General features: G+C 63.7%; 25 protein-coding genes. 17 read left to right on the plus strand and 8 right to left on the minus strand.

The annotated features are described in order from the left end of the window. Positions 1–20 precede the first annotated feature (20 nt). On the plus strand, positions 21–2,513 hold the full coding sequence (locus AC3ANQ_RS09000) for a bifunctional lysylphosphatidylglycerol flippase/synthetase MprF (protein ID WP_488305284.1): 2,493 nt from the start codon (positions 21–23) through the stop codon (positions 2,511–2,513). A 134-nt stretch (positions 2,514–2,647) separates the two neighbouring features. On the opposite strand, the gene AC3ANQ_RS09005 is transcribed toward AC3ANQ_RS09000, so the two are convergent. The 4 genes from AC3ANQ_RS09005 to nucS all read right to left on the minus strand — a co-directional run bounded on the left by AC3ANQ_RS09005 (position 2,648) and on the right by nucS (position 6,863). Next, positions 2,648–2,851, minus strand: a complete 204-nt coding sequence (locus tag AC3ANQ_RS09005; RefSeq protein WP_028264741.1) for a cold-shock protein — start codon at positions 2,849–2,851, stop codon at positions 2,648–2,650. A gap of 485 nt (positions 2,852–3,336) precedes the next feature. Then, positions 3,337–4,731, minus strand: coding sequence for an IS1380 family transposase (locus AC3ANQ_RS09010; protein ID WP_488303123.1), 1,395 nt, complete (start codon positions 4,729–4,731; stop codon positions 3,337–3,339). Positions 4,732–4,851: 120 nt separating this feature from the next. Beyond that, positions 4,852–6,093 (minus strand): N-acetylglucosamine-6-phosphate deacetylase, encoded by a 1,242-nt coding sequence (nagA, locus tag AC3ANQ_RS09015; protein WP_488304771.1) that lies wholly within the window; start codon positions 6,091–6,093, stop codon positions 4,852–4,854. 74 nt (positions 6,094–6,167) lie between these two features. Continuing rightward, positions 6,168–6,863 carry an endonuclease NucS gene (gene nucS / locus AC3ANQ_RS09020; protein ID WP_488304772.1) on the minus strand — a complete coding sequence of 232 codons (696 nt, stop codon included), beginning with the start codon at positions 6,861–6,863 and terminating at the stop codon, positions 6,168–6,170. A gap of 57 nt (positions 6,864–6,920) precedes the next feature. Between nucS and AC3ANQ_RS09025 the strand changes: the two genes are divergently transcribed. Further along, the gene (locus AC3ANQ_RS09025) at positions 6,921–7,253 is read left to right on the plus strand and encodes an ATP/GTP-binding protein (protein ID WP_488304773.1); all 333 of its coding nucleotides are present in this window, start codon (positions 6,921–6,923) and stop codon (positions 7,251–7,253) included. Positions 7,254–7,271: 18 nt separating this feature from the next. Beyond that, positions 7,272–8,066 (plus strand): alpha/beta hydrolase, encoded by a 795-nt coding sequence (locus tag AC3ANQ_RS09030; protein WP_488304774.1) that lies wholly within the window; start codon positions 7,272–7,274, stop codon positions 8,064–8,066. A 10-nt stretch (positions 8,067–8,076) separates the two neighbouring features. On the opposite strand, the gene AC3ANQ_RS09035 is transcribed toward AC3ANQ_RS09030, so the two are convergent. After that, positions 8,077–9,264 carry an AI-2E family transporter gene (locus AC3ANQ_RS09035; protein ID WP_488305285.1) on the minus strand — a complete coding sequence of 396 codons (1,188 nt, stop codon included), beginning with the start codon at positions 9,262–9,264 and terminating at the stop codon, positions 8,077–8,079. A gap of 299 nt (positions 9,265–9,563) precedes the next feature. Between AC3ANQ_RS09035 and AC3ANQ_RS09040 the strand changes: the two genes are divergently transcribed. The 8 genes from AC3ANQ_RS09040 (at position 9,564) to AC3ANQ_RS09075 (ending at position 19,195) form a co-directional block, all read left to right on the plus strand. Beyond that, positions 9,564–11,318, plus strand: coding sequence for a DUF8094 domain-containing protein (locus AC3ANQ_RS09040; RefSeq protein ID WP_488304775.1), 1,755 nt, complete (start codon positions 9,564–9,566; stop codon positions 11,316–11,318). 36 nt (positions 11,319–11,354) lie between these two features. After that, a complete protein-coding gene (locus AC3ANQ_RS09045) occupies positions 11,355–12,320 on the plus strand; it encodes a co-chaperone YbbN (RefSeq protein ID WP_488304776.1) in 966 nt (321 codons plus the stop codon). Beyond that, positions 12,320–13,423 carry an NADH:flavin oxidoreductase/NADH oxidase gene (locus AC3ANQ_RS09050; protein WP_488304777.1) on the plus strand — a complete coding sequence of 368 codons (1,104 nt, stop codon included), beginning with the start codon at positions 12,320–12,322 and terminating at the stop codon, positions 13,421–13,423. Before AC3ANQ_RS09045 ends, AC3ANQ_RS09050 begins: the two co-directional genes overlap by 1 nt. Positions 13,424–13,552: 129 nt before the next feature. Continuing rightward, complete coding sequence (locus tag AC3ANQ_RS09055) at positions 13,553–14,344, plus strand: ABC transporter ATP-binding protein (protein WP_488304778.1); 792 nt, start codon at positions 13,553–13,555, stop codon at positions 14,342–14,344. Further along, on the plus strand, positions 14,326–15,897 hold the full coding sequence (locus AC3ANQ_RS09060) for an ABC transporter permease family protein (RefSeq protein WP_488304779.1): 1,572 nt from the start codon (positions 14,326–14,328) through the stop codon (positions 15,895–15,897). The genes AC3ANQ_RS09055 and AC3ANQ_RS09060 overlap by 19 nt, the downstream gene beginning before the upstream one ends. Positions 15,898–15,996: 99 nt before the next feature. Beyond that, a complete protein-coding gene (nagB, locus tag AC3ANQ_RS09065; RefSeq protein WP_488304780.1) occupies positions 15,997–16,779 on the plus strand; it encodes a glucosamine-6-phosphate deaminase in 783 nt (260 codons plus the stop codon). Positions 16,780–16,801: 22 nt separating this feature from the next. Further along, complete coding sequence (locus AC3ANQ_RS09070; RefSeq protein ID WP_265977242.1) at positions 16,802–17,143, plus strand: DUF3039 domain-containing protein; 342 nt, start codon at positions 16,802–16,804, stop codon at positions 17,141–17,143. Between the two features lie 273 nt (positions 17,144–17,416). Beyond that, a complete protein-coding gene (locus AC3ANQ_RS09075; RefSeq protein WP_488304781.1) occupies positions 17,417–19,195 on the plus strand; it encodes a DEAD/DEAH box helicase in 1,779 nt (592 codons plus the stop codon). A 33-nt stretch (positions 19,196–19,228) separates the two neighbouring features. Here the strand turns inward: AC3ANQ_RS09075 and AC3ANQ_RS09080 are convergent, their stop codons facing one another. Then, positions 19,229–19,855: an isochorismatase family protein gene (locus AC3ANQ_RS09080; RefSeq protein WP_488304782.1), complete on the minus strand. Its 627-nt coding sequence runs from the start codon at positions 19,853–19,855 to the stop codon at positions 19,229–19,231. Continuing rightward, positions 19,856–21,184 (minus strand): nicotinate phosphoribosyltransferase, encoded by a 1,329-nt coding sequence (locus tag AC3ANQ_RS09085; RefSeq protein WP_488304783.1) that lies wholly within the window; start codon positions 21,182–21,184, stop codon positions 19,856–19,858. It abuts the gene before it with no gap. A gap of 131 nt (positions 21,185–21,315) precedes the next feature. Here AC3ANQ_RS09085 and clpS point away from each other — a divergent pair, with 131 nt between their 5' ends. From clpS to rdgB, 6 genes are all read left to right on the plus strand, one after another. Continuing rightward, positions 21,316–21,702 carry an ATP-dependent Clp protease adapter ClpS gene (clpS, locus tag AC3ANQ_RS09090; protein WP_488304784.1) on the plus strand — a complete coding sequence of 129 codons (387 nt, stop codon included), beginning with the start codon at positions 21,316–21,318 and terminating at the stop codon, positions 21,700–21,702. Continuing rightward, the gene (locus tag AC3ANQ_RS09095) at positions 21,695–22,261 is read left to right on the plus strand and encodes a DUF2017 domain-containing protein (RefSeq protein WP_268021253.1); all 567 of its coding nucleotides are present in this window, start codon (positions 21,695–21,697) and stop codon (positions 22,259–22,261) included. Before clpS ends, AC3ANQ_RS09095 begins: the two co-directional genes overlap by 8 nt. 105 nt (positions 22,262–22,366) lie before the next feature. Continuing rightward, positions 22,367–23,437, plus strand: coding sequence for a glutamate racemase (gene murI / locus AC3ANQ_RS09100; RefSeq protein WP_488304785.1), 1,071 nt, complete (start codon positions 22,367–22,369; stop codon positions 23,435–23,437). Next, a complete protein-coding gene (locus AC3ANQ_RS09105; protein ID WP_488304786.1) occupies positions 23,434–24,231 on the plus strand; it encodes an MBL fold metallo-hydrolase in 798 nt (265 codons plus the stop codon). Before murI ends, AC3ANQ_RS09105 begins: the two co-directional genes overlap by 4 nt. A gap of 43 nt (positions 24,232–24,274) precedes the next feature. Next, positions 24,275–25,033: a ribonuclease PH gene (rph, locus tag AC3ANQ_RS09110; protein ID WP_078108499.1), complete on the plus strand. Its 759-nt coding sequence runs from the start codon at positions 24,275–24,277 to the stop codon at positions 25,031–25,033. A gap of 8 nt (positions 25,034–25,041) precedes the next feature. Next, positions 25,042–25,680, plus strand: a complete 639-nt coding sequence (gene rdgB / locus AC3ANQ_RS09115) for an RdgB/HAM1 family non-canonical purine NTP pyrophosphatase (RefSeq protein ID WP_488305286.1) — start codon at positions 25,042–25,044, stop codon at positions 25,678–25,680. 59 nt (positions 25,681–25,739) lie between these two features. On the opposite strand, the gene AC3ANQ_RS09120 is transcribed toward rdgB, so the two are convergent. Beyond that, positions 25,740–26,501: a VTT domain-containing protein gene (locus tag AC3ANQ_RS09120; protein ID WP_488305287.1), complete on the minus strand. Its 762-nt coding sequence runs from the start codon at positions 26,499–26,501 to the stop codon at positions 25,740–25,742. Positions 26,502–26,547: the final 46 nt, after the last annotated feature.

Genomic DNA, 26,547 nt, shown 5'->3' on the forward strand with positions numbered 1-26,547 from the left:
ACGCCAAGCCCGCACGGAAGATGGTGGCAGCGCTCGTTCAGGCCTTGGTTGGAAACGTGGCCGTCCACATTGGTGCAATCCCCTTCACCGTAGTGGTGCTCGCGCTCTACCTGCTTACTCCGGCAATCTTCGATCCCGACGTCGCGTTCAGCCCCGATGTGTTGCGGCACCTCACCAGCGTGAGCGGTGGCGGATTGAAGTCAGGGGACTGGTGGTCCATCTGGACCTCGATGTTCTTTCCCGTCAATCCCTTCGACTACGTTACGAGCTCGCTCCTGCTCGTCGTGCTGCTGGGGTCCTCAGAGCGCAAATTTGGCTGGTTCCGCACTGCAGCAGGGTTCCTTGGTGGCCAGTTTGCCACGGTCACTGCTTTCCTGCTGGCGGTCCAGGTCGCAGCCTACGCCGACGACGGCTGGTTGGGACGGATGATGGACGCCAGCACTTCCGGTCCCCTTCCCGCAACCCTCTTCGTCTCGATGGCCGCCAGCGGTCTTTTTCCCACGCTGTGGCGTCGGCGACTAAGGGCGACAGTTGTGTCATTGGCACTTCTCCTGGTCCTCTACGTTGGCGATCCCTCGGCTGTCATGGCGCTCACCGGAGCGCTGGTGGGACTGGGGAGCGGTCTGTGGCTCCAACTCGACCAAGGCATACAACCGAGCCATCGCGCAACCAGGCGTGAGACGCGAAACCTGTTATCACTCATGGTGGCGATCTTCGGCGTCGGGCCCCTTGTAGCCGGCGCCGTGCGGAGCCCTGCGGGGCCGATGGCATTGCTCCGCGAGATGGTCCTGAACCCTGTCCCCACACTCACGCAACTGCAGGCCAATTGCGGCGGCACCGTGGACATCAAGTGCCTGGAACTTGGACGGCAGGGCTATCCCGGGCCAGCCGGAGTAGCCCTGGCCGTCGTACCCGCATTGCTTCTCCTCATTTGTGCGGTGGGCATGCGTCAAGGAAGGCGCTTGGCGCTGAAGATCGCCATTGGCGTGCAGCTTGGTGTGGTGGCCCTGTCCTTCGCCTATCTGGTTTTGTTTGCCAGCATTCCGCACTTTCCAGGGCATGGCCGCACTGTGGTCCTGGGCTCCGCAGTATTCCATATCCTGACCCTCGCGCTTGTTCCGCTCATCCTGGCGGTTCTGCTTTTCCTGTTCAGGGGCAACTTTGTGGTGGCGTCGAGGGCGCCCCTTCGCCGGAAGATGGCGTTGCTGGTTGGCGGAACGTGGGTTGTACTGGCGAGTGCCTACACAGGTGCCTGGCTCGGCTCGGGCGGAATGGCGTACGACGGCGGCGTCCTGGGGCTCGTTGCCGAACTCGCCCGGCAGTATCTTCCCCTGCCGATACCCACGGCTTTTGGGCGCGTGTTCGCGGAGCGCAGCGCCGCGGAATCAATATTGTTCGCGTGGTCGGGGATTGTCTTCTGGCTTGTAGCACTCGCCGCGGTGTGGATGCTGCTCCTCAAGCGGCAACACGGTCCTGGCGGGGACGATCCTGCCCGGCAAGTGGCAAGGGAATTGGTTAAGCGCGGCGGAGAGTCCCTCTCCTGGATGGCGCTTTGGGAGCCGAACAAGTTCTGGTTCACTCCCGGAATGGACGCCGGGATTGCCTACCAGCAGCATGGAAACGTTGCACTGACCCTCGCCGGTCCGTTCGGCGTTCGCGAACAGGCCCGGGCCGCGACCGAAGGTTTCCTCGACTACTGTGCGGACCACGCATTGGTGCCGTGCCTCTACTCCTGCACCGAGGAATTGTGGCCGATGTTGCGATCCGCGGGATTTCGCCGAATTGCCGTCGCCCAGGAAACCCGGCTCTTCATCCGCGATCTCGAGTTCACGGGCAAAGCATGGCAAAACGTCCGGACAGCCAAGAACCGGGCGCTCAAAGCCGGCGTTGAAGTCCGGTGGGGACGCTATTCAAAGTTCTCCCAGCACATCCGTTCCCAACTTGGCGAGGTGTCAGAAGAGTGGGCCGCCAGGAAGAAAGTACCTGAAATGGGCTTTACCCTGGGTTCCCTCGACGAGCTGATGGACGACGACGTGCTGTGTTGCATAGCCGTCGACAGCAAAGGGTTTGTCTACGGGGTCACCAGTTGGCTGCCCGTGTTTCGTGAGGGTCGAGTGATTAGCTGGACATTGGACTTCATGCGCCGGCGGGGTGATGCGTTCCCGGGCATCATGGAATTCATGATTGCCTCAGCGGTGCAGGAGTTGCGTCACGGAGTGGAGGTCATATCCTTGTCTGGTTCACCGTTGGCCGGGGATCCCGAGGAGTTCTCCAGCGGAGACGCCGGTATGGCGGGCATTCTCGACCTTGTTGGCAGGACCTTGGAACCTGTTTACGGATTCCGGTCGCTGGCACGCTTCAAATCCAGGTTCCAGCCCGAGTACAGGACTCTCTATATGTACTACCAGGACAGCTTGGAGATTCCCGCGATCGGCGCTGCGCTAAGCCGGGCATATTTGCCAGGGCTGTCCGTTCGGCAAACTGCCAGGCTTCTTCGCACTCTCGTTGCGTGAATAGCGTGCGTCACGAAGGCTAATTCGCTACAACGAAAGGCCTTGCACAACAAAGGGCCCTGCGCTTAGCGCAAGGCCCTTTGTTGTTGAATCTACCGCAGGTGAATCTGCTCAGCAGAATTCAAGCAGTCAAACTAGACAGCGGTTACGCCGGTGGCCTGCGGGCCCTTTGCGCCCTGACCGATCTCGAACTGAACGCGCTGGTTCTCATCGAGGGTGCGGAAGCCGCCGGTCTGGATCTCGGAGTAGTGGACAAAGACGTCGCCTTCTGCGTCGTCCGGGGTAATGAAGCCGAAGCCCTTTTCAGCGTTGAACCACTTGACGGTGCCCAGTGCCATTTTTGTTTCTCCTCATTGTGGAACTATTAAGTCCGGCACACTGCGTGCCGACCTTGGTTACTCCGCGAGAAGACCTGGTTTTCCGTCCAAGCAAGGCTTGGTTGGCTTCGCAGGAGCTTCACGCTCGCAACGCGTCTTGCGAGCATGAATCACACCTACACAAAGACTGCTACAACACTTTCATGGCGGCTACTGGAGGTCAACGGTCTGTCCGGGAATTCCGACAAATTTTAAGTAAAAAGAAGGTAACGGAAGAAAGCGGCTCCCACCATTGGGCGTTTGCGAATTCGGCCTAGCCTCGATCTTTCATGAGGCAGGATTTCGGCGGGGTCAGGGCTTACCGGCGGCCTGACGTGGTCGATTTTTGCATGAGGGTGTGACGGAAGGGCCGCTGACCGATGGCGGCTGGGCGCGGGCGGTTCCACTACCACCCGGGGTGCGGCTTTTGCTTCCCGTGGTTCCCTGTTGTCCGGTCCGGTTGCCGGCTATGGCGGGGTGATAGCCCTCAGCCTCGCGAGAGCGTTTATCAGCAGAGACGTTTCGGGTGCCTTGGATGCCAGGTGAAGGGTGATCTGTCGGGCGTGCCGGCTGATCTTGCCGGCGATCTCGAAAATCCGGGCCCGGAGTTTCTTGGGTTCCCACCGCCGCGCCTTGGTTCCGGGGAAAGCGAGCATCTGCGCCCATGCGGTGATCTCGGCCGCGAGCATGACCAGGTGGCACCAGAGCGTGTTCGCGGCGAAGGAGTGCAAGGGCAGGTTCCTCAGGCCGGTGTCCTTGACGCCCCGGATCCTATCCTCGCACCGGGCCCGCAACCGGTGCCGTGCTTCAAGATCGGCGAGCTGCCCGCGGGCCTGGTTTGTCGCGAACGCTGTGTAGCGCATCCCGTCGATGTCGGTGATCCGCAGCTGCGCGCCCGGGTGCGGGATTTCCTTGCGGACGATGACCCGCAAACCTTTGGGCCATGCGGAGAGCTCGAGCATGCCTGTGACATCCGCGACCCAGGCGCCGTCACGTTCTTCCCCGTCGCTGTTGTAGGCCCGCGTCCACGCCTTTTGAGGGATCAGCGGCAGGACGTTTTCGAGGGCACCATGGATCGGGAATCCGACCGAGTACCCCAGGTTCCGGTGGCGGGCGGCGAGCCAGTGCAGGAACTCGTGGGTGCCGCCGGCGGAGTCGGTGCGGATCATGAGCTTCCGCCCGGACCGGTGTCCGGCCGGGAGTTGTTTCAGCGCGTCTTTGACGATCTGGATGTGGTCGGCGGCGGTGTTGGAGCCGGCGTTGCCCGGGCGCAGGATCACTGCCAGGGGTTCACCGGTTCCCTCGGCGCCGTGGTCGATGAACGCGGCCAGCGGGTGGAACCCGAAGCCTTTCTTCCACGTCGGGCGGGCGTGTTCCTTGTCCGAATGGGCGCTCAGGAGCGTGGCATCAACGTCGATCACGACCGGGTTCCAGACGCTGGCGTTGTGCAACGGGGAGGCGTCCCCGGCAGCGTTCCAGGCACGGGCGCGGGCTTCGGCACGCGCCTTGTTGACCGCGGCCAGCGCCTTGGCCGGGTCGACCGTGGCGAGCACCTTGACCAGCCTGCTGACCGTGGGATCCGAGGCCACCAGCCCGTAAACCTCCGGCTGGGTCCGGAGCCGGTCCACGTCCGCCAGGCAGTCCCCGCCGGTCGCCAGGGACAGGGCCTGGTCGGTGAGGATCTTGCCGGGGTCATGCCGGGCGAAGGGCTTACGCCACGGCCCAAGTCCGGCCGACAAGCCAGCCATCAACCCCGTTGCCCGGACGGCTTCCGTCAGCACCAGCCCACCGGCCTGGGACACCACCCCGTCCCCGGCGGAATCAACACGGACAGACGGGTACGACGGGGTAAAGTGGTTCACCAGAAAGGTGCTCCTTCGAGCGGGTCAAAACAGTGCGTCAACAACACTATTTTCCCAGCTCAGGGGCACCTTTCCCTGCTTAAACACGCACTGGCCGCACCACCCCCTGAAATACCGAGGCTAGGCCAGCCAATCCCCATTGCGCAATACGCCCCCAAGTTGCAGATCTTTGTCAACGACCACCAGATCGGCCCGCAGGCCCCGGCGAAGGCCGCCGAGTTCATCGGAGAGTCCCAAAACTGCGGCTGGAACCGCCGTCGCCGACGAAACGGCGTCGGCGAGCCCGACTCCGGCCGCTACGGTGTGCCGGACGACGTCGAGCATGGTGGCAGTGCCGCCGGCGATGGAGCCGTTGGCATCCAAGGTGGCCACGCCGTCCGTCACGGTCACGGGCGATGGGCCCAGCATGTAGTTTCCGTCGGAGAGTCCCGCTGCTGCCATCGAATCGGTCACGAGGACAATGTTCGCGGCACCTACCAGCTGAAAAACGGTTGCCACGGTGCTTGGATCGAGGTGGGTCCCGTCCGCAATCAGTTCCACCACGGCCTTGCCTTCTTGCGCCGTGCGAAGGGAGGCAGCCACGGGGCCGGGGGAGCGGTGATGCATGGGAGGCATGCCGTTGAACAAGTGCGTGACAGTCGGCAAGGAGCTGACGCCGTCAAAACCAGCGGATTCCAGGCCCTCCCTTGCCGCAGTGAGGGAGGCAGCAGCTGTTGCGTCGTCGCAATCCGTGTGGCCAAGTGACGGCGTCACTCCGTGGAACGTCATCAGGTCCACCAGCGCCGCGGCCCCGGGCAGCTCGGGGGCATAAGTCATCGTGGCAAGCTTGCCGGCGGCGGCCTCAACCAACTCGTTCATGAGATCCAGGTCAGGCTCGAGCAGATAAGCAGGATTCTGCGCGCCGCAGCGGGCATGGGAGAGGAAGGGCCCCTCCAAGTGGATTCCCGCCACAAGCCCTTCATCGGCCAAGCGCACGTAGAGCTCGATGCCGCGGAGGAGGTCCTCCCGAGACGCAGTGACCATGCTGGCGAGCAAGGTTGTGGTTCCTGACCGGTGCAGGAAATCGATGGCCTTGCGCGCAGAGGATTCGTCGGCCCCTGGGAAGTCGCCACCGTTGCCTCCGTGGCAATGCACATCCACGAAACCGGGAAAGATGTAACGTTCCGAGGGGAAATCCGTCCGCGGCGTTTCCTCGAAGCCTTCAAAGGAAGCTTCGTGGAATTCGGCGGCCCGCCCGGCAAAGGCGATGCGGTCGTCCTCCACCGCCACCAGCCCATCTTCGATCACCACACCGTCAGTGACGATGGTTCCGGTTATAAGGTGGCGCACAGGCGCAGACGCAGGCCGGTCTGGGACAGTCATGCTTTGATTCTAGTTGCCTGTGGTTGCCTCTGACCCGGTTTAGCCCAGCATGAAGGCGGGGCCAACCGGAGCACCTAGAACAAGCGCGACTCGCTGTCATCTACGCCGCGCATGGCGTCATAGTCCAGGGTGATGCAGTCGATTCCGCGGTCGTTGGCAAGGACTTTGGCCTGCGGCTTGATCTGCTGGGCGGCGAAGATGCCCCGTACCGGCGCCAGCAGTGGATCGCGGTTGAGCAGTTCGAGGTATCGCGTGAGCTGCTCGACCCCGTCGATGTCGCCGCGCCGCTTGAGTTCGACGGCGACTGTTCCGCCGTCGCTGTCCCTGGCGAGGATGTCCACTGGCCCGATGGCGGTGAAGTACTCACGGCGGATGAGCGAATAGCCGGCCCCGAGGGTTTCGATCTGCTCGGCAAGCAGTCGCTGCAGGTCGGCCTCGACGCCATCCTTGATGAGCCCGGGGTCGGTTCCGAGGTCGTGGAACGTGTCGTGGAGGTGCTGGTAGATGTTGATGATGAGCCGGTCATCGGTCTTGGCCGATTGCACGGTCCACTGCTCTACCACGCCTTCTTCGACCTCGGTCTCCTCCGGCGTGGTCACCCGGAGAGTAGCGGGCGGGCTCATCCAGTTCAGCGGCTTGTAGGAGCCGCCGTCGGAGTGGACCAGGACCGAACCATCGGATTTGACGAGCAAAAGCCGTGTGGCAAGCGGGAGGTGGGCCTTGAGGCGGCCAACGTAATCAACGGAACAACGGGCTATGACGAGTCGCACCCGCTCCACTTTACTTCCTCTGCCGTTTGCATTCAGCGACTGGGGCAGAATGGAGACATGCCCCGCTCCAACCGCCCCCGACGCACCGAATCAGCCAAGGCAAGCTGGAAACGGACAGGCGCGTCGCCGGAACTGGATCTGGAACGCGCCCGTTCGGGCATCGCCCGCAGGGAAAGTGCCCCCGACGGCGACTGGATGGTCCGGACCATGACCGCACGGAATGCCGAGAAGACCTATATCTGCCCCGGTTGTTCGATGGCCATCGTGCCGGGAATCGCCCACTTGGTGGTGTGGTCCGAGACGCACCTTTTCGGTGAAGCCGCCGGATTGGCGGAACGCCGGCACTGGCACAACAACTGCTGGACAGGCCGCACGTACCGGTACCGCTGAGCACTTAAGCTTGGAAGCATGAGTTTCGATCCTGCGTCCCTCGTTTTCAGCCAGCCGGAGTCTGCCACGGACATCAGGGCATCCACGGTTTTGCCGGCGCGCCGGGAGAATGTGGAGTTTCTCACCGAAGACGGCAAGTTGCTTGTGGGGGAGCTGGCGCTGCCGGAATCCGGTGAGGTCAGGGCAACGCTGATTACCCTGCACCCTTTGCCGACGCACGGGGGATTCATGGATTCGCACGTTTACCGCAAGGCGTCGTATCGACTTCCGGCACTGGCCGGCGTCGCGGTTTTGCGCTTCAATACCCGGGGGACGCATTCGCCGCGGGGGACCAGCCAGGGGCATTTCGACGAAGGAATCGGTGAGCGGTACGACGTCGAGGCCGCCGTTCGCTTCGCGGTGGAACGCGGGCTTCCGAACCGCTGGTTGGTGGGTTGGTCTTTTGGTACTGAGCTGGCCTTGATGTACGGGGCAGTTGAACCTGTGGCTTCCCAAGTGGAGGGCGCCGTCCTGCTGTCACCACCGCTGCACCGGGCAACGGATGTGCACCTGAAGGAATGGGCTGCCTCCGGAAAGCCACTGACAGTCCTGGTCCCGGAACACGACGACTATCTTCAGCCTGCTGAGGCCGCTGAGCGATTCAGCCAGGTGCCCCAGGCCCGTGTATTGGGGATCGACGGCGCCAAGCACCTGTGGGTCGGGGAGAAGTACGCGGCACGGGTTCTGGACGAGATCGTCGACGACGTGACGGAAGCCGGCGCAGGACCCGATGGCCTGCCGCGCCAATGGACAGGCCCAGTGGCCACGGTCTAATGGTCACGGCCTAGTGGCGGTCCTGCCGGATGATGAAGACTTCCTTGATCAGCAGCATGATGGCTGCCGCCGTCGGGATGGCAATCAAGGCGCCGAGGACGCCCAGCAAGCTGCCGCCTGCGATCACCGAGATCACGGCGACTGCGCCGGGAACTGCGACGGCTTTCTGCATGATGCGTGGGGAGATGAAATAGGCTTCGAATTGCAGATAGGCGAAGTAGCAGATGGCGTAGACCACTGCCGTTTGCCACCCAGCAGTCAAGGCCACCAGAATGACCACCACGGCGGCGATCATTCCTCCCACCAGGGGTATGAACGCGAGCAGGGCCACCACGAAAGCCAGAAGGACGCTGAACGGAATGCCCAGGATACTCATGACGATGAAAGCGAACAATGCGTTGAGCAAGGCCACGCAAGCTTGGCCGATCACGTAGTTGCCCACAGAACGCGTGATTTCCTCTGACAAGGCCTCCACACGCGGCCGGCGCGAGCGGGGGGCAAGCCTGTAGCCCCACCTCTTCATGGCGGGCAGCGCACCGAGGAAGTACAGGCTGAGGACCAGGACGATCAGCGTCCCGAATACGCCGTTGGCCACCGTGGAACCGAAACCTACCACGCCGCCGAAGATGCCACCCATCGCGTCCGGGTTCTTGACGAACTTGTCCAGCTCCTGGCTGATCCTGTCGCGGACGCCGAACTGGCTGTCCAAGGACCGGAAGAAATCGGAATCCACGAAACCGCGGATCCAATCAGGAGCCTGCCGCACGAGCTGCGAGACCTGATCCACGATCGTGGGGATGAGAGTGCCAAAAAACGCTGCCACTCCGGCAACAACCGCTCCGACCGCAATGACGACGCCGGCAGGGCGCGGAATCCTTCGGCCCTCGAGCCAACGAACCACGGGATCCAAGCCCAGTGCAATGAACAAGGCGGTCACGATCCATAGCAACAGCTGGGCGGTATTGGTACCGATGTAGTACAGCAAGAGAGCGACACCGACGCCGGCCGTGCCCATGAATCCGACATAGAGCGGATGCTGCGCGGACATCCTCGGACCGGGGGAGCCGAAGCGCGGATCGTCGGATTCGTCCTGCTCGGCCTCGGCTGTTTCATGCTCAAGCTCGGGCGGCATCTCGAAACGCACCCGCGGCTGTGCGCCCGGAATGGGCTGGCGGAGCCGGCGCACGAAGGAAGCCATCAGCCCCTCGCCATGATCTCTGGCGTCCTCGGCGGACCCGTTGGCCAAACTATCCGGGCTGGTCCCGGGCTGTTGTTCGGCGGGAGCCGGACCCTTTCGCTCTTTCACGTGTTTCAGCTGCCTTTTCGTTCCGCGTTCAGGCTCCGGCGGTGCCCGCTGTCATGTTGTTCGCCACACTATCAGGAGGCCTGAATTGGCGGATTCCAGGGGCCAACCGGCGTGCCGGGGTGCTCCACGGGAGGACCTCGAACTGACTCTTCGGTAACAAAACCGTTACCCTTGAAGTTCAACGACCGCTGATGATTGGTATTCCTGTGCGATTGAAGACTGCAGTTTCGCTGGTGCTGCTTGGCCTGCTGACACTGTTGGCCGGTGTTGGCCAGCTGACCTTTTGGGCTCCCGCCGAGACCGTGACCGCGTCCACTCCCGGCGACGCCAAAGCCGCTCCGCTGACGGTGATCAACCAAACCGTGCTGACGCACAAGGGCGGTCCCACAAAGATCAGCGTCAAGGGTGATGGCAATTTCGTACTGGCTGTTGGCCGCCCGGATGACGTCGACGCCTGGGTGGGAAAGACCGCACACAACAGCGTCAACGGGGTCTCCGAGGACAGCAAGTCCCTCCAAGTCGCCGGCGCTGACGGCGAAGCAACAGCTCCATCCCCGGCCGGATCGGACCTGTGGGTGGAAACCGAGAACGCCAACGGTCAGCTGGACTACACCTTTACCCCGCCGGCGAGTGGCGACTGGTCGCTGCTCTTGGCCAGCGACGGAACCAAGCCCGCGCCGTCCACGGTCTCCGTGACGTTCCCCAACGATGCCACCATGCCGTGGGCCGTCCCGCTCATCGTTATTGGCGCGATCCTCATCGTCGCGGGTGCGGCGCTGCCCTTCGTCAACAAGTTCACACGCGGCCGGGGCAAGGGCCCTCGCCCAAGCGATCCCGCCGACGGCGGGAAGACAAACGAGAACACGGAAGTCGATAACGGCACCGCTGGCGAGGACACCAAGAAGAGCACGGGCGGCGGTCCTGCGCTCCGTGTCTCGGTCGTGGCCGCCGCAGTGGCAGCTGCCCTCGTTGGTGGCACTGCGGCGGGCGCCCAGGCGAGCGAGACCCCTTCTCCCTCAGGGGCACCGAGCGCGAGCCCGTCTGGGACCTCCGCGGCCCCGTCTGCCCCCGTCTTGGTGGACGCCCAACTCAAACGCATACTGGAACAGGTCGCCAGCGCAGTGGCCGCCGGCGATGCCGCGCGCGATGCCGCCAAACTCGCTCCCCGGGTTGACGGCACGGAGCTGCAGGTGCGGACCCAGAACTACAAGATCCGGTCCCAGGTTGCAACGCACGAGGCACGGATGCCTGTCCGGTCCAGCAAGTTGCTGGGCAGCGTCATTACCACTCAGCGCAGCTGGCCGCGCACGGTGATGGCCGTGACGCAGGGCGACGGCAACGTGGTTCCCCAGGTCCTGACCCTTGTGCAGGCTTCGCCGCGCGAGAACTACAAGCTCAAGAGCGCTTCTCCGCTCCAGCCCGGGACGTCCTTCCCGGCGATCCCCCTGGGCGGAACCCAGCAGTTAGCAGCCGGGGACAAATCCGGGCTGCAGTACAGCGGGACCGAAGCGCTGGCCGCCCTGGGTGATCGCCTGACCAAGGCGGACTCCGCGTTCAAGGACAAGCTGGTAGAGGGAACCAACTCGCCCTACATTGCCGACGTCCTGGACTACCAGGCCAGCACGGTGAAGGCCGGCGCCAATGGAAACTTCACCTTCACCCACACCCCTGCTCCGGCGGACACGGCAGTGTTCAGGACGTCCGACGGAGGCGCTGTGGTTGTGGGAAAGCTGGACTTCGATTTCACCAGCAAGCCCAAGTCTGATGGCGACACGCTGACCGTGGACAAGGCTGCGGCTGTGCTTGCCGGCGGGGATTCCACGAAAGTGGGCCTGGTGCAGACCTTCGCGGAGTCAGTGGCCGTGTACATTCCGCCGGCTGGTTCGACTGCTCCGATGAAGCTCGTTGCCGCGGTCCGCGGTCTGGTGGGAGCCAGCTTCAAGTAGGCAAATGCTTGTGGCGCAGCGGCTAGAGTGGACGGTATGAGTTCGCCAGGATCCCGTCCCGTCTCTCCAGCCGCTGCCAGCCAGCTCAACCTTCGCGGCGCCGTCGACCTCTCTGCATTGCGGCGCCCTGCGCCGTCGGCATCGAGCGGTGTCCCGGCTGCCTCAGGGGGAAGCAGCGGAAGTGCCCAGCCCCTGCGAGTAGATGCCACCGAGGCTAATTTCCAAGACCTCGTGCAGCTGTCCTCGCAGATTCCGGTCCTTTTCCTCCTGTGGTCCAACCGCTCCTTGGAATCTTCGAATCTGCTGCAGAGCCTCGAAACTGTTGTCGAAGGTTTCGCCGGCAAAGTCGTCCTGGCCGCGGCGGACGTTGACGCGTTCCCGCAGCTTGCGCAGGCGTTCCAGATCCAGGCCATCCCCACCGCTGTCGCAGTGTTGAAAGGCCAGCCTGTGCCGCTGTTCGAGGGGCCCGCCTCGGACCAGGAAATCCGCAGCCTTATCGATGAACTCCTCAAGGTGGCCGAAGCCAACGGAGTGACGGGCAGCATCGGCGAAGGCGCTCCTGCCGCTGAGGCCCCGCCTTTGCCGCCCCTGCACCAAGCAGCCTTCGATGCCATTGAGGCCGGGGACTACGCCGCTGCCGCGATCGCTTACCGTCAGGCGCTTGCCGAGAGGCCCGCAGACTCGGAAGCGAAGGCCGGACTCGCGCAGGTGGAACTGATGGGCCGGCTCGAGTCCTTGACCGCGACAGAAGCCGAAGCCCTGCGCCTCCAGGCCGCGGAGGAGCCGGACAATATCGAAGTGCAGCTCAGTGTGGCGGACCTCGACATCTCTGGTGGCCACATCGAGGACGCGTTCAACCGCATCATTGCCTTCATCGGCCGCAATTTCGGGCCTGAGCGCGAAACCGCGCGTGTGCGCCTGCTTGAGCTGTTCGACGTCGTCGGCATTTCGGACCAACGTGTGGCCAAGGCCCGGCAGGGTCTCGCGCGAGTCCTCTTCTAATGACGCAGCCGGCGTTGTTCAGCCCGCTTCAGTTGCGCTCCTTGACCTTGCCTCATCGAGGCTGGGTGTCACCGATGTGCCAGTACAGTTGCTCGCCCGACGGCGATGGCGGAGTGCCCAACGATTGGCACCTGGTGCACCTCGGAGCGTTTGCCACGGGCGGGGCGGCCCTCATCCTCACCGAGGCGGCAGCGGTAAGCCCCGAGGGGCGGATCAGCCCGAGAGACGCAGGGCTTTACACCGATGAGCAGGCGGCGGCCTGGGAGCGGATCGTGGACTTCGTCCACCGGAACAGCGCCATCGGAGGCAAGATCGGCGCCCAACTGGCACACGCCGGGCGCAAGGCTTCGACCTATTGGCCCTTTGCTGAACGGGACGGATCCGTTGCGGAGGCCGACGGCGGCTGGGTGCCCCGGGGCCCTGGCGATGAAGCCTTTGCCGGGCTTGCCACCCCCGTTGCGATGAGCGAGGCGGACATCCAGGCCGTGATTTCCGACTTCGCGGCGGCGGCCGTGCGGGCAGTGGACGCGGGTTTCGACACCGTCGAGATCCACGGCGCCCATGGCTACCTCCTGCATGAGTTCCAAAGCCCGCTGATCAATAAGCGCGATGATTCCTGGGGAGGCAGTGAGGGCGGCCGTAACCGCCTGACTCTTGCGGTCATCGATGCCGTCCGTGCCGTCATCCCCGACTCGATGCCATTGTTGCTTCGGATTTCGGCCAGCGACTGGGCCGAGGGTGGCGTGGACATTGACACCTCGGTGCGCCTGGCCCGGGCGGCGTCCGAGCGCGGTGCGGACTTGGTGGATGTCTCAAGCGGCGGCGCCGTGGCCCATCAGCGGATCAAAGCCGGCCCCGGCTATCAGGCGGGATTCTCTGAGCAGATCCGGCGCGAGGCAGGCGTCCCCACTGGGGCTGTCGGCTTCCTGACGTCCTCCGGGCAAGCCGAACATACCGTGGCCACCGGCCAAGCCGACGGCGTCTTCATGGCCCGCGCGGCACTTCGAGATCCGCACTGGTGGCTTCGTGCAGCTTTTGAACTCGGGTTCCCCTTGGAGTGGGCGCCGCAGTATCAGCGCGCGGTTCCGCGGCACAGCTTCTGACGCCAAGCGTTTGGAGATCTGATCCTTTCCACGTCTAGTCCTTTGGGAGGAGGCAGGTTCGGAAGGGGTGGTCCGGAGTTCCCCCTCACGGACGACCCCCGGGAGCCTTGCCGGGACTAGGCTGGCTGCATGAGTGTCCAGGTTCACGACTCCGCTCCCACCCTCCCGGTGCCCGCTTTGGCGCTTCGCGGGCTGGCCAAACGCTTCGGCGGCAAGATCGCCGTCGACGGCATCAGCCTGGATGTGCCCGCCGGCTCCTTCTACGGAGTGGTTGGTCCCAACGGGGCGGGCAAGACGACCACATTGTCCATGGCAACGGGGCTCCTTCGGCCGGATTTCGGAACTGCCTTCATTCATGGCCTGGACGTATGGGCGAAGCCTCTGGAAGCCAAGAAACTGATGGGCATATTGCCGGACGGTGTGAGGCTCTTCGACAGATTGACCGGCGAACAGCTGGTCACCTATGCGGGCCTGCTGCGCGGCATGGACAGGGAAGTTGTTGCCCAGAGGGTAGGCGAACTGCTTGAAGCATTGGATCTCAGCGGCGACGCGGGCACCCTCGTGGTGGACTATTCCGCCGGCATGACAAAGAAGATCGCACTGGCCTCGGCGCTCATCCATGCGCCAAGGCTGTTGGTGCTGGACGAGCCCTTTGAATCGGTGGATCCAATATCAGCAGCCAACATCAGGCGGATCCTGGACAATTATGTGTCCTCGGGAGGGACCGTGATCGTCTCAAGTCACGTCATGGACCTGGTGCAGCGCATGTGCGACCACGTGGCCGTGGTGGCGGCGGGCAGGGTGCTGACCGCCGGAACCGTGGATGAGGTCCGCGACGGCGCCACGCTCGAGGACCGCTTCGTGCAGTTGGTGGGCGGCGGGAACCGGACGGAAGGCCTGGAATGGTTGCGCACCTTCTGAGCCTGAAATGGCGGCTCCTACTGAACGGCTTCCGGCGCAGTCCCGGCCAGATCGTGGGGATCGCGATCGGCGGGCTCTACGCATTGGGAGTCGTGGCGACCCTGATTGCAGTCCTTGTCGCCTTGCGGTGGGCCGACACTGAGACCGCACATACCGCCGTCGTCCTCGGCGGCGCTGCTGCGATTCTGGCTTGGGCTGTGGTGCCGCTGATGGCCTCGGCCGCGGATATGACGCTTGACCCTTCCCGCTTCACGACGTCGGCGATCCCCATGCGCCAGCTGCTGACCGGACTTGCACTCGCCGGATTCATCGGATTGCCGGGCTCGTCCACCCTGATGGTGGCTTTGTTCACTGCTGCAACATGGTGGCGAAGTGTGCCGGCGGTGGCCGGTGCTCTGGTGGGCGCCGTGCTGGGCGTCGGCAGCTGTGTGGTGCTGTCGAAAGTGGTAACGACGGCGACAGCCAGCCTCGCTGCCTCCCGTCGCTTCAAGGATGCGAGCAGCATTGTGGTCTTTGTGCCCCTTGTCTTGATGGGACCCATCGTGGCCGGCGTAGTCGGGGGAGTGTCCACTTCGACCGACTATCTTCCCGAACTCGCCCGGACGGTCTCCTGGACTCCGCTCGGCGCTCCCTGGGCCCTCGGCGGGGATCTGGCATCGGGAGATGTCGTGGGCGCCGCCATAAAGACGCTCATCTCGTTGGCCACTCTCCTCGCGCTGTTTGCATGTTGGAATGCACTGCTCAAGCGGGCGCTGGTTACTCCGAGATACTCGGGCGGATCAGGAAAACGCGGCGGAAAACTTGGCTTGTTCGGATTTGTGCCGGCAACTCCTACCGGCGCTGTGGCGGCACGCGCCCTCACCTACTGGCTCCGTGATCCGCGCTATGCGGCCGCACTGACTGTGATCCCGTTGCTGCCCGTGATATTCCTGTTCCAGTCCGGGCAGTCCGGAGGCTACTCCATGCTGATGGTCCTCGGGCCCCTGACTGCTTTTGTCCTCGCCTGGTCCATTGCCGCCGATGTTTCGTACGACAACACCGCGTTTGCCTTGCATCTGGCCACCGGGGTCCGCGGCATCGACGACCGGCTTGGCCGGGCCCTGGCTTGCCTGGCCTTCGCGCTCCCCGTGGTGCTGATCTTCGCCGTCGGGCCATTTTTCCTGACGGGAGATTGGGACTGGCTGCCCGGTATTCTTGGACTTTCCTTGGGCGTATTGTTTACGGGCCTGGGGTTGTCTTCCATCGTGTCGGCGCGGTACACGTCAAGCGTGCCGTTGCCCGGTGACAGCCCGTTCAAGAAGCCGCCAGGCAACGTTGCCCAGACACTGGCCGTCCAGTTCGGAGGAATGGCGGTCCTGCTAGTCCTGCTCTTTCCCGAACTTGTGCTCGTGATTGTCCAGTCCGTCACGGGCGATCCGTTGTGGGGGTGGATCAATCTTGCAATGGGGGCACTTCTTGGAGTTGTTCTCTTCGTGGCGGGTATCCGGATCGGCGGCCGCTGGCTTGACTCACGCGGGCCGGAACTCTTCGCTCAACTTAGCGTCCACCGTTGATTCCAGCGACAATGACACGATATGGGACATGGGATAACCTAAAAGTCGAACCAGTCGAACCAGTCGAACCGGGAAACTCAGCTAGAAAGGTCGTGGACCATGGAAGTTGTCATCCTTCCGGGAAGCAAGCAGATCGGGGCACTTGCTGCAGATGCCATCGAGTCGCTGCTTCGTCGAAAGCCGAACGCTGTCCTGGGCCTTGCCACGGGCTCGTCTCCGCTCCCTGTCTACGACGAGCTTGCGCGCCGCCACCAGGAAAGGGGCCTCGACTTTAGCCAGGCCCACGCTTTCGCCCTGGACGAATACGTAGGGCTCGAGCCTGGACATCCGGAATCGTACCGTGAAGTCATCCGGCGCGAATTCACGGACAGGGTCAACATCGACCCCGCGAACGTCCATAGCCCCGACGGCACCGCAGTAGACCTTCCTGCAGCGTGCCAGGCGTATGAGGACTCCATGCGGGCACTCGGCGGCGTTGACCTGCAGATTCTCGGTGTGGGGACCGATGGCCACATCGGATTCAATGAGCCCGGCTCGTCGCTCGCCTCGCGGACCCGGATCAAGACGCTGATCGAGCAGACCCGCAAGGACAACGCCCGCTTCTTCAAGAGCATCGACGACGTCCCGCACCACGTGGTCACGCAGGGGCTCGGAACCATCATGGATGCCCGGCACGTCGTCCTGATTGCCACCGGCGCGCAGAAAGCCCAAACTGTACGGGACTTTGTGGAAGGGCCCGTCGCAGCCATCTGCGCCGCATCGGTGCTGCAGATGCACCAGCACGCCACCATCCTGATTGATGAAGCTGCCGCTTCCTCGCTCAAGCTTGCCGACTACTACCGGCACACGTACGACAACAAGCCGAAGTGGCAGAGCATCTGATCGCGTAGCTGCAACGGCTAAGATGGATGGCATGACGACGCTGCCTCCGGACCCATTCGAAAACGATCCCATGCGCGAGCTTTCCGGAGCCGGAACTTCCACTGCAACCATTGAGCGCGAGGAAGTGCGCCAGGAGGTGGAACCCGGTGACCGGGAGCGTTTCTCGCACTATGTCCGCAAGGAAAAGATCATGGAGTCCGCCCTGACAGGCGCACCCGTGATTGCGCTGTGCGGCAAAGTGTGGACTCCTGGCCGGGATCCGCAGAAGTTCCCGGTCTGCCCCGAGTGTAAAGAAATCTATGACGGACTTCGCCCCGGTAACGACGGCGGAGACAAGGGCAGCGGCTCGGGCGACTCCAAGTAGTAAGCAAGTCCCAGAAGTGAGCAATCCCTAGTAGTTGGATATTTCCTAGTAGCAGACGGGGGAGTGTTTTGTCCTGCCTGTTTGCTGCCATGCGTGATCCGGCGCATCCGGAAAGATTGGTGTTTTTGTGGTTATTTGGGTTTCGCTGCCTACAGCGGCCTTGCTTGGAATCGTCGCTGCCTCGTGCCGCGGCCTGCCTGGAACTGCGCCTGGTGGCGTGGCCCGCGGCTTGATTGCCGCGAGTCAGGCAGACACCAAGCGGGTGGAATCCGCGTGACTGAAACACTTTTCGGCGGCCCTGCCCTGCCCCCGGCCTATCCGGAACGCGCGGCCTGGGGAACCGCCCCGAAACTGCGTGCCTGGCAGCAGGAAGCCCTGGATCTGTATCTGACCACCAACCCCCGTGACTTCCTCGCAGTAGCCACGCCGGGCGCCGGTAAGACCACCTTCGCTCTCCGGATCGCTTCGACGCTCATAGACAACGGAACCGTCAACCGCGTGACGATCGTTGCTCCCACGGACCACTTGAAGCGCCAGTGGGCGGATGCCGCTGCCAAGGTGGGCATTGCCATCGACCCGAACTTCAAGAATTCCGACGGTCAGCACGGCAGGGGTTTTGTCGGCGTCGCGGTGACGTATGCACAGGTAGCCAGCAAGCCGATGCTCCACCGCGCCAAGACCGAGGCCGCCCGCACGCTGGTCATCCTGGATGAAATCCACCACGGTGGAGAGGCGTTGTCCTGGGGCGACGGATTGCGGGAGGCCTTCGATCCCGCTGCGAGGCGCCTGGCCCTCACGGGTACGCCGTTCCGCTCGGATACTTCGCCCATTCCTTTCGTCGAATATGCCGAAGACCGCGATGGCATCCGGCGATCGAAGGCGGACTACACCTACGGCTACGGCAACGCATTGAGGGACCATGTTGTCCGCCCCGTGCTGTTCATGGCGTATTCGGGCCAGATGCGATGGCGTACCAGCGCCGGCGACGAAATCGCGGCTTCCCTCGGCGAGGCCGCCGTGACCAAGGACATCACCTCCCAGGCCTGGCGGACCGCCCTGAACGCAAGCGGCGAATGGATCCCTGCGGTTCTTGCCGCCGCGGACAAGCGCCTCAGTGAGGTGCGCCGTACCGTGCCCGACGCCGGAGGCCTCGTCATTGCGACGGACCACGACGACGCTCGTGCGTACGCTGGCCAGCTCAAGAAGATCACGGGTCAGTCGCCCACGGTGATTCTGTCCGATGATTCCAAGGCTTCGCACAAGATCGAGGAGTTCACCGAGAGCGACAAGCGCTGGATGGTGGCTGTCCGCATGGTGTCCGAAGGCGTTGACGTCCCCCGGCTTTCAGTCGGCGTCTACGCCACGTCCACGTCCACGCCGCTGTTCTTCGCCCAGGCCGTTGGCCGCTTCGTCCGTGCCCGCAAGCGCGGCGAGACAGCGTCGGTGTTCCTGCCCTCCGTCCCGCCCCTCATGGCCCTCGCCAACTCCATGGAGGCCGAGCGGGACCATGCCTTGGACCGGCCCGAGAAGGAAGATCCGGACGGTCTCTTCAACCCCGAAGAGAATCTGATGGCCGAGGCCAACCGCGAGGAGAAGGCGTCGGACTCCTTGGAAAAGGGCAAGTTCGAAGCACTCGATTCCCAGGCGTCCTTTGACCGCGTGCTGTTCGACGGCGGCGAGTTCGGTACCGGAGCAGATATCGGTTCCGAGGACGAACTTGATTTCCTCGGGATTCCGGGGCTGCTTGATGCGGAACAGGTGGGAACTTTGCTCAGGCAACGGCAACACGATCAGCAGTCCCGGAAGAAGCGTCAGTCGCCGTTGGCGGCCGCAGCGGCACCCGCGGTTCCGGACCACCGGATGCTGATGGATTTGCGCAACGAGCTTGCCAAGAACGTGGCGGCGTGGTCTGCCCGCACAGGCACTCCGCACGGCGTCGTTCATAACAAATTGCGCGAAGTGTGCGGCGGGCCGGCCGTCGCCCAAGCGAACGAAGACCAATTGCAGTCTCGGCTGCGCAAGCTTCAGGATTGGTTCATCGGGCGGAAGTAGAGCCGCTTGACTGCTTGGCCGGGATTCGCGGCCTCAGCTCTGTCCCAGTTCGACGCCGTTTTCCTCGAGTTCCGCGTAGGTCTCGCCAAGATCTTCCGCGATTCCGGCGGTGAGTTCGCCGATCACTGTCACGGAGTAGCCGGCCTGGACGGCATCCAAAGCGGTGGCTTTGACGCAATAGTCCGTGGCTATTCCCACTACCACCACTTCTTCCACTCCGTGGCTTTGCAGCCAGTCGTCGAGGCCCAGCGCGTCTTCGTCAAGCTCGGCAGTAGGGACGGCGCCGGGCGCGAGCTCGCCGGTGGGCACCTCGTCTTCGGGTGCCAGGACTCCTTCGAACCCCGAGTACGCCGCAGTGTACTGTCCCTTGCGGAAATAGGCCTGGATATATTCGGCATCCAGGTCCGGGTGGAGCTCGGCACCCTTGCTCCCGGCGCGGCAATGCGGAGGCCAACTGTCCACCAGGTCCGGCGTGTCCGAAAAATGGCTTCCCGGGTCCACGTGCCAGTCCTGTGTGGCCACGATGTGGTCGAAATGCTGGTGATTGGAATCGAGGTATTCGCTGATGGCTGCGGCTGTGGCAGCGCCACCTTCCACGGCAAGGGATCCGCCCTCGCAGAAGTCGTTCTGGACGTCGACGATGATCAGGGCCCGGGACATTCAGTCCTCCTCGTAGATGGTGGGGATTGCCGGCTCGCCTCGTTGCAGCCTCCGGACCACGGGTGGGAGCTCAGCCATGGTGGCTGCATGGCGGTCCTGTGCCCGGACTACCCCTTCGTGCCCTGTCCACCCAGGGAGCAGTTCACCATTCTTGATGAACTGCTGGAGCAGCGGGCGGTCGTTGCCGTCGTCTTCCGGCCGGTGTCCGGTGCCTACGATCTCGTGCGTTGCGATGCCGTGTTCGTCAAGTTTGCGGAGGGCGTATTTGCGCCCGCCCACGCTGGCCTTGTTCTTGGCAACCTTGGCGACAGAGACGAATTCCCCGGCATCGTTGGTGCGGCTGACCAGCTTGTAGACCATGCTGGCCGTCGGCGCTCCCGATCCGGTGACCAGGGAGGTGCCCACGCCGTACACATCCACCGGGGCCGACTGGAGGGCGGCGATGGCGTATTCATCGAGGTCCGAGGTGACGACGATCCTGGTGTTGACGTTGCCGAGACTGTCCAGAAGCTCGCGAACCCATTGTGCCTGGGCCACGAGGTCTCCGGAATCCAGGCGGACCGCTCCCAGCTTGTCACCTGCGAGTTCGACGGCGGTGCGAACCCCGGTCCCGACGTCGTAGGTGTCTACCAGAAGCGTTGTTTCCGGTCCGAACGCGGAGATCTGCGCTTCGAAGGCCTCGCGCTCGGTATCGTGCAGGAGCGTGAACGAGTGGGCCGCGGTGCCTACGGTCTTGATGCCGTAACGGCGGCCCGCCTCAAGGTTGGATGTGCTGCCAAAGCCGGCGATGACCGCGGCCCGTGCGGCCGCCGTCGCGGATTCCTCCTGCGTGCGCCGAGAGCCCATCTCGATGCAGGGCCGGTTCCCGGCGGCACTGGTCATGCGGGAGGCGGCCGAAGCTATGGCGGTGTCGTGGTTGAGGACGGACAGGATGTAGGTTTCCAGGATGCACGCTTCCGCGAACGTGGATTCGACGATCAGGATGGGGGAGCCTGGAAAGTATGCTTCGCCCTCGGGATAGCCCCAGATGTCGCCGGAGAACCTGTAGTCAGCCAGGAAGTCCAGGGTTTGCCTGTCCACCACTTTGTGCTGGTCCAGGAAGGCGAGCTCGGCGTCGCCGAAACGGAAGTCCTTGATTCCTTCGAGCAGCCTGCCGGTGCCGGCGACGATGCCGTAGCGGCGCCCATCTGGCAGCCGGCGGGCGAAGGCCTCGAAGACCGAGCGCCGGTGCGCCGCCCCGGAATGCAGGGCAGCTTCCAGCATTGTCAGCTCATAGTGATCGGTGTACAACGACGTGCGGGGATGGTCCCAGGCGACGGATCTACTCACGAATTCACTCTAGTCCCCACCGGCTCCCAGGTCTCGCTTCGCTCGGCCCGGGCCCCTCGCCGGCGTGGGCCCACCCACCGGCTCCCAGGTCTCGCCGGTGTGGGCCCGTCCATCGCCATTAGAATGGACAGATGACCACTACCGTCGCCCCCGGCACCTGCGCAGCCACAGACATAGGCTTAAAGGGAGAGGAACGGACGGACACCGCGGAGCAGTCGTCCACCGACGTCCTCAGCGCTGCTGACATCCCTTGGAACCTCGTGGTCTGGAACGATCCCGTCAATCTCATGAGCTATGTGAGTTACGTGTTCCAGAGCTACTTCGGCTATTCCGAGGCGAAATCCAACAAACTCATGCTCGAGGTCCATAGAAAGGGCCGTTCGATCGTAGCGTACGGTGGCAAGGAACAGGTTGAGCAGCACGCGGTTGCCATGCACGGCTACGGTTTGTGGGCAACGGTTGAAAAGGCGAGTAGCAGCGGCGACGGCCGGGGACGCAAGGGTGGCGCACGTGGCTAAGGCTTTTAAGTACGGACTCAAAGGGATTACCGGCTACCTTGAGCCCGCCGAGCGTGAACTCCTGCGCGGCCTTCTGGACGATGTCATTTCCATGCTGGAACCGGAGCTGTCCCAGAATGAAGACCCCTTGACGGCCCTGATCGGCCTGGACATGAATGTCAAGGAACCGTCCGATCGCGCCTTGCTCAGGCTGCTGCCAAACGTCATGAAGAACGACGACGCCGCTTCCCTCGAGTTCCGCCAGCTCACCGAGCGCTCGCTGCGGGAAGGAAAAATCGGTGCGCTTCGGGCCGCAGCGATGGGCCTGGACCGCAACGAGCTGGTGCTCACGCCGGAGGAGGCCAAGCTCTGGTCCATGGCGCTCAACGACGTCCGCCTAGTGCTGGCCGAGCGCCTCGATATCCGCGACGAAGCCGATGCCGACCATGTCCACGCCATGCAGGACTGGTCCCAGGCCGAAGACGTAGAGAGCTATCTGGCCCTCGTGTACAACTTCACTACCTGGCTCCAGGAATCGCTGGTGCAGGCCATGATGGCATCGATGGACCGGAAAGCCTGAGATGAAATTGGACGTGCTCGCCGCCTTTCGTGTGACAAAACAGACACGAGGCCCCCGCCACAAGTCATGGTTGCGGCACATGCCTTGGCTTATTCTCTAAGAATCATGAACTCAGCATCGGATACGGTATCGGGTGGGGAGAGCGCCGCACCGGCGCCGGAATCCCAGCGCAAGCCGGAAACAGTGAACAACAAGGCAGACAACACTTTGCTGGGATCACGCCCCATAGGTGTCTTCGATTCCGGAGTGGGCGGGCTTACTGTGGCGCGGTCGATCATCGACCAATTGCCCAATGAGTCCATCATTTACGTGGGGGACACTGCCAACGGACCTTACGGGCCTCTTCCTATCGCCGAAGTCCGGGCCAACGCCCTCGGGGTCATGGACGAGCTCGTGGACTCCGGGGTCAAGCTTCTGACGATCGCCTGCAATTCAGCCTCGGCCGCAGTCTTGCGCGATGCCAGGGAGCGGTACACGGCCCGCTACGGGATTCCCGTCATTGAGGTCATCCAACCGGCGGTCCGCCGGGCGGTGTCCGCTACGCGATCTGGCCGGATAGGCGTGATCGGGACATCGGCCACGGTAGGCTCCCGGGCCTATGAGGACACCTTTGCCGCCGCCCCGGACCTGAGTATCACCTCGGTGGCCTGTCCGGAATTCGTGAGCTTCGTGGAGGCCGGCATTACCACCGGTCCCGAGCTCCTGGCCGCAGCCCACGAGTACCTGGAACCGCTCAGGGATGCCGGAGTGGACACCGTGGTGTTGGGTTGCACGCACTACCCGCTGCTGACGGGAGTGATCTCATACGTCATGGGGGAGGACGTCACCCTTGTGTCCAGCGCCGAGGAGACTGCCAAAGACGTGTACCGCGCCCTGGCCACGCACGGGATCCAGCGCACCGACGCCAGCCTGCCGCGCCACGACTTCATGGCGACCGGCGACGCTGTCCAGTTCGAAACCCTGGCGCGCCGCTTCCTCGGCCCTGAGGTCCTGTCCGTGCGCCACGTGGACCATGTAGCCGCGCAGTACCCGACAGGAAGCCTCGCGCGCATCACCCCGGAAATGCTGGAGGCCGCCCGCACGGGAGGCCACCATGCGAGGACATCCAACTTCGTTGATCCTGCAGCCTTCACCGTAAACGAATTCGGCGCGGCCCGCGGGGGCCGCATCCAGTGAAACTGACCATTGTTGGCTGCACGGGTTCCTTTCCCGGGCCAGGCTCTCCGGCGTCGTGCTACCTGCTGACCGCGCAAGACGGCGAACGCCAGTGGAAGATCGTCATGGACCTAGGCAGTGGTGCGCTCGGGGCCATCCAGCGGTACACGGACCTCGAAGACATCGACGCGATCTTCCTGACCCATTTGCACCCGGACCACTGCATGGACCTGTGCGGACTGCACGTGGCCGTCCGCTGGAAGCCAGGCGGTTGGGGTCGGGACAGGATCCCCGTGTGGGGGCCCGCCGCGACGGCCGACCGGATGGCCACTGCCTACGGGCTGGAACTGGACCCCGGAATGCACGAAGAATTCGACTTCAGCAACTGGCGCGAACGCCAGTCCGTGCAGCTCGGACCGTTCACGGTGACGCCGTATGCCGTGAACCATCCGGTAGAAGAGGCCTATGCATTGCGCGTAGAGGTCACGGAGCCGGGCAAGGAAGGAAGCCCCGTCACCAGGATCCTGACGTACTCCGGAGACACCGACTCGTGCGAGGGACTAGAGGATGCAGCCCGCAACGCGGATCTCTTCCTGTGTGAGGCAGCCTTCGAAGAAGGCCGCGACGACGACATCAAGGATGTGCACCTGACCGGCAAGCGCGCGGGGCAGGCAGCCACAGCCGCGGGAGCCCGACGCCTCCTCCTGACTCACATTCCCGTGTGGACGTCGCAGACCAAGGTCATGGCAGAGGCGCGGCCCGAGTTCGCCGGCGATGTCGCCGTCGCGGTTGCCGGGGTTCACTACACCGTCTGAACCCGCAGTCCAGCAGCGGCTGTGTGATCGCTAAGCTTGCAGTATGACTTCCGAAGCCACATCTGTCCCCGTCATCCGAGCCGATGGCCGCACGCCTGACCAGCTCCGTCCCATCAGCATTACGCGCGGCTGGTCCAAGCAGGCCGAAGGCTCGGCCCTGATCGAGTTCGGCAACACCCGGGTCCTGTGCACAGCTTCCCTGACTGAAGGTGTGCCGCGCTGGCTCAAAGGTGAAGGCCGCGGCTGGGTCACGGCCGAGTATGCCATGCTTCCGCGGGCCACGAACACCCGTTCCGACCGTGAGTCGGTCAAGGGAAGGATCGGCGGACGCACGCACGAGATTTCGCGCCTGATCGGCCGGTCGCTGCGTTCCATCATCGACACCAAGGCGCTAGGCGAGAACACGATCGTGCTGGACTGCGATGTCCTCCAGGCCGACGGCGGAACCCGCACCGCAGCGATCACCGGCGCCTACGTGGCGCTCGCCGAAGCGATCCGCTTCGCCCGGGAGAACAAGATGATCGCCAAGAACGCGCAGCCGCTGATCGACACCATCGCTGCCGTCTCTGTAGGGATCATCGACGGCATCCCCATGCTGGACCTGCCCTACGTAGAGGACGTGCGTGCCGAAACCGACATGAACGTAGTGGTCACCGGCTCGGGGAAGTTCGTAGAGGTCCAAGGAACCGCCGAGGGAGCCCCGTTTGACCGCGATGAGCTGAATGCGCTGCTGGACCTTGCCCTCATTGGCACGGGCGAGCTGGCGGCGATCCAGCGCGAGACCCTGGCCGAGGCCCCGTGAGCGAGGCGATGGCCTCAGCTGTTCCGCGACTCGTTCTCGCCACCCACAACAAGGGCAAGCTGCGCGAGCTCAGGGAACTCCTCAGGGGGCAGGTCCCAGGGCTCGACGTCGATACCCAAGTGATTGACGCGGCCGCGGCCGGAGCACCCGACATTGCAGAGACCGGGGTAACTTTTGCCGAGAACTCCCTGCTCAAGGCACGGGCCGTAGCTGAAGCCACCGGACTGGTGGCGATTGCCGATGATTCCGGGCTCGCCGTGGACGTGCTGGGTGGAGCTCCCGGCATCTTCTCGGCCCGTTGGTCCGGCCGGCATGGTGACGATGCAGCCAATCTCCAGCTCTTGCTGGCGCAATTGTCCGACGTCCCCGACGCGCACCGTGGAGCGGCGTTTGTCTGCGCGGCGGCACTCGCTGTACCCGACGCCGTCGACGGCGGTGGGCGGGAGGTGGTCGAATACGGCCAGTTGGAAGGCACCCTCTTGCGTGAACCCCGCGGTGCGGGTGGATTCGGCTACGACCCCGTGCTGCAGCCGCAGGGCTTGGACCGCAGCTGCGCCGAGCTGAGTTCCGAGGAAAAGAACGCCATCAGCCACCGTGGCAAGGCGTTCCGGGCGCTGCTTCCGGCCATCGTGGACGCCCTTCGCTAGAAACGCGAATGGCACCCCGCTACCGCAGGGTGCCATTCGACTTGATGGGGCCGGCTCAGCTATTCGCTGCGCTTGCCGGCTTCGTGTTCTTCGGTGAACTCCTCGACGGGTTCTGTTCCACGTTCGGTGGCCTTGCGCTTCGCCATGAAGCCGCGGATGACCTCGATTGCGACGGGGACCACTGAGATCAGCACGATGACCACAAAGATGATGTCGAGGTTGTCCCGGACCCACGGCACCTTGTCGCCCAGAAGATATCCGAGCAGCGTGACGCCGCCGCCCCAGAGCACGGCGCCGATGACGTTGAAGATGAAGAACTTGCGCTTGTCCATTTGCGCGACGCCGACGATCACCGGGACGAAGGTGCGGATGATCGGGACGAAGCGGGCCAGGATCAAGGCCTTGCCGCCGTGCTTTTCGAAGAAGGCGTGTGCGCTTTCTACATTCTCCCGCTTGAACAGCTTGGAATCAGGCTTGTTGAAAATGGCAGGTCCGGCCTTGGAGCCAATGAGGTAGCCGCTCTGGTTGCCGATGATCGCCGACACAATGATCAGGGCAGCAAGTGCCCAGATATTGAACTTGATGGTGTCCGTGGCCACGAGCAAGCCCGCAGTGAAGAGCATGGAATCGCCAGGGAGGAAGAAGCCCACCAGGAGCCCCGTTTCTGCGAACACAATTCCGCAGACAACCAGGACTACCCACGGCGCCAAAGCGGGGTTGGCCAGGAAGACCTGGGGGTTCAACCAGTCGGGGAGGAGCGCGGACATGTGCGGCTGCACCTGTCCTGCGCCCCCCCAAGCGGACACGGCAAAGTCGTTCATCGCAGAAAGGGTCACCCTTCAAGGGTACGGGACAACCGCCGTCGGG

The sequence above is a fragment of the Arthrobacter sp. DMZ02-1R genome (assembly GCF_057747935.1).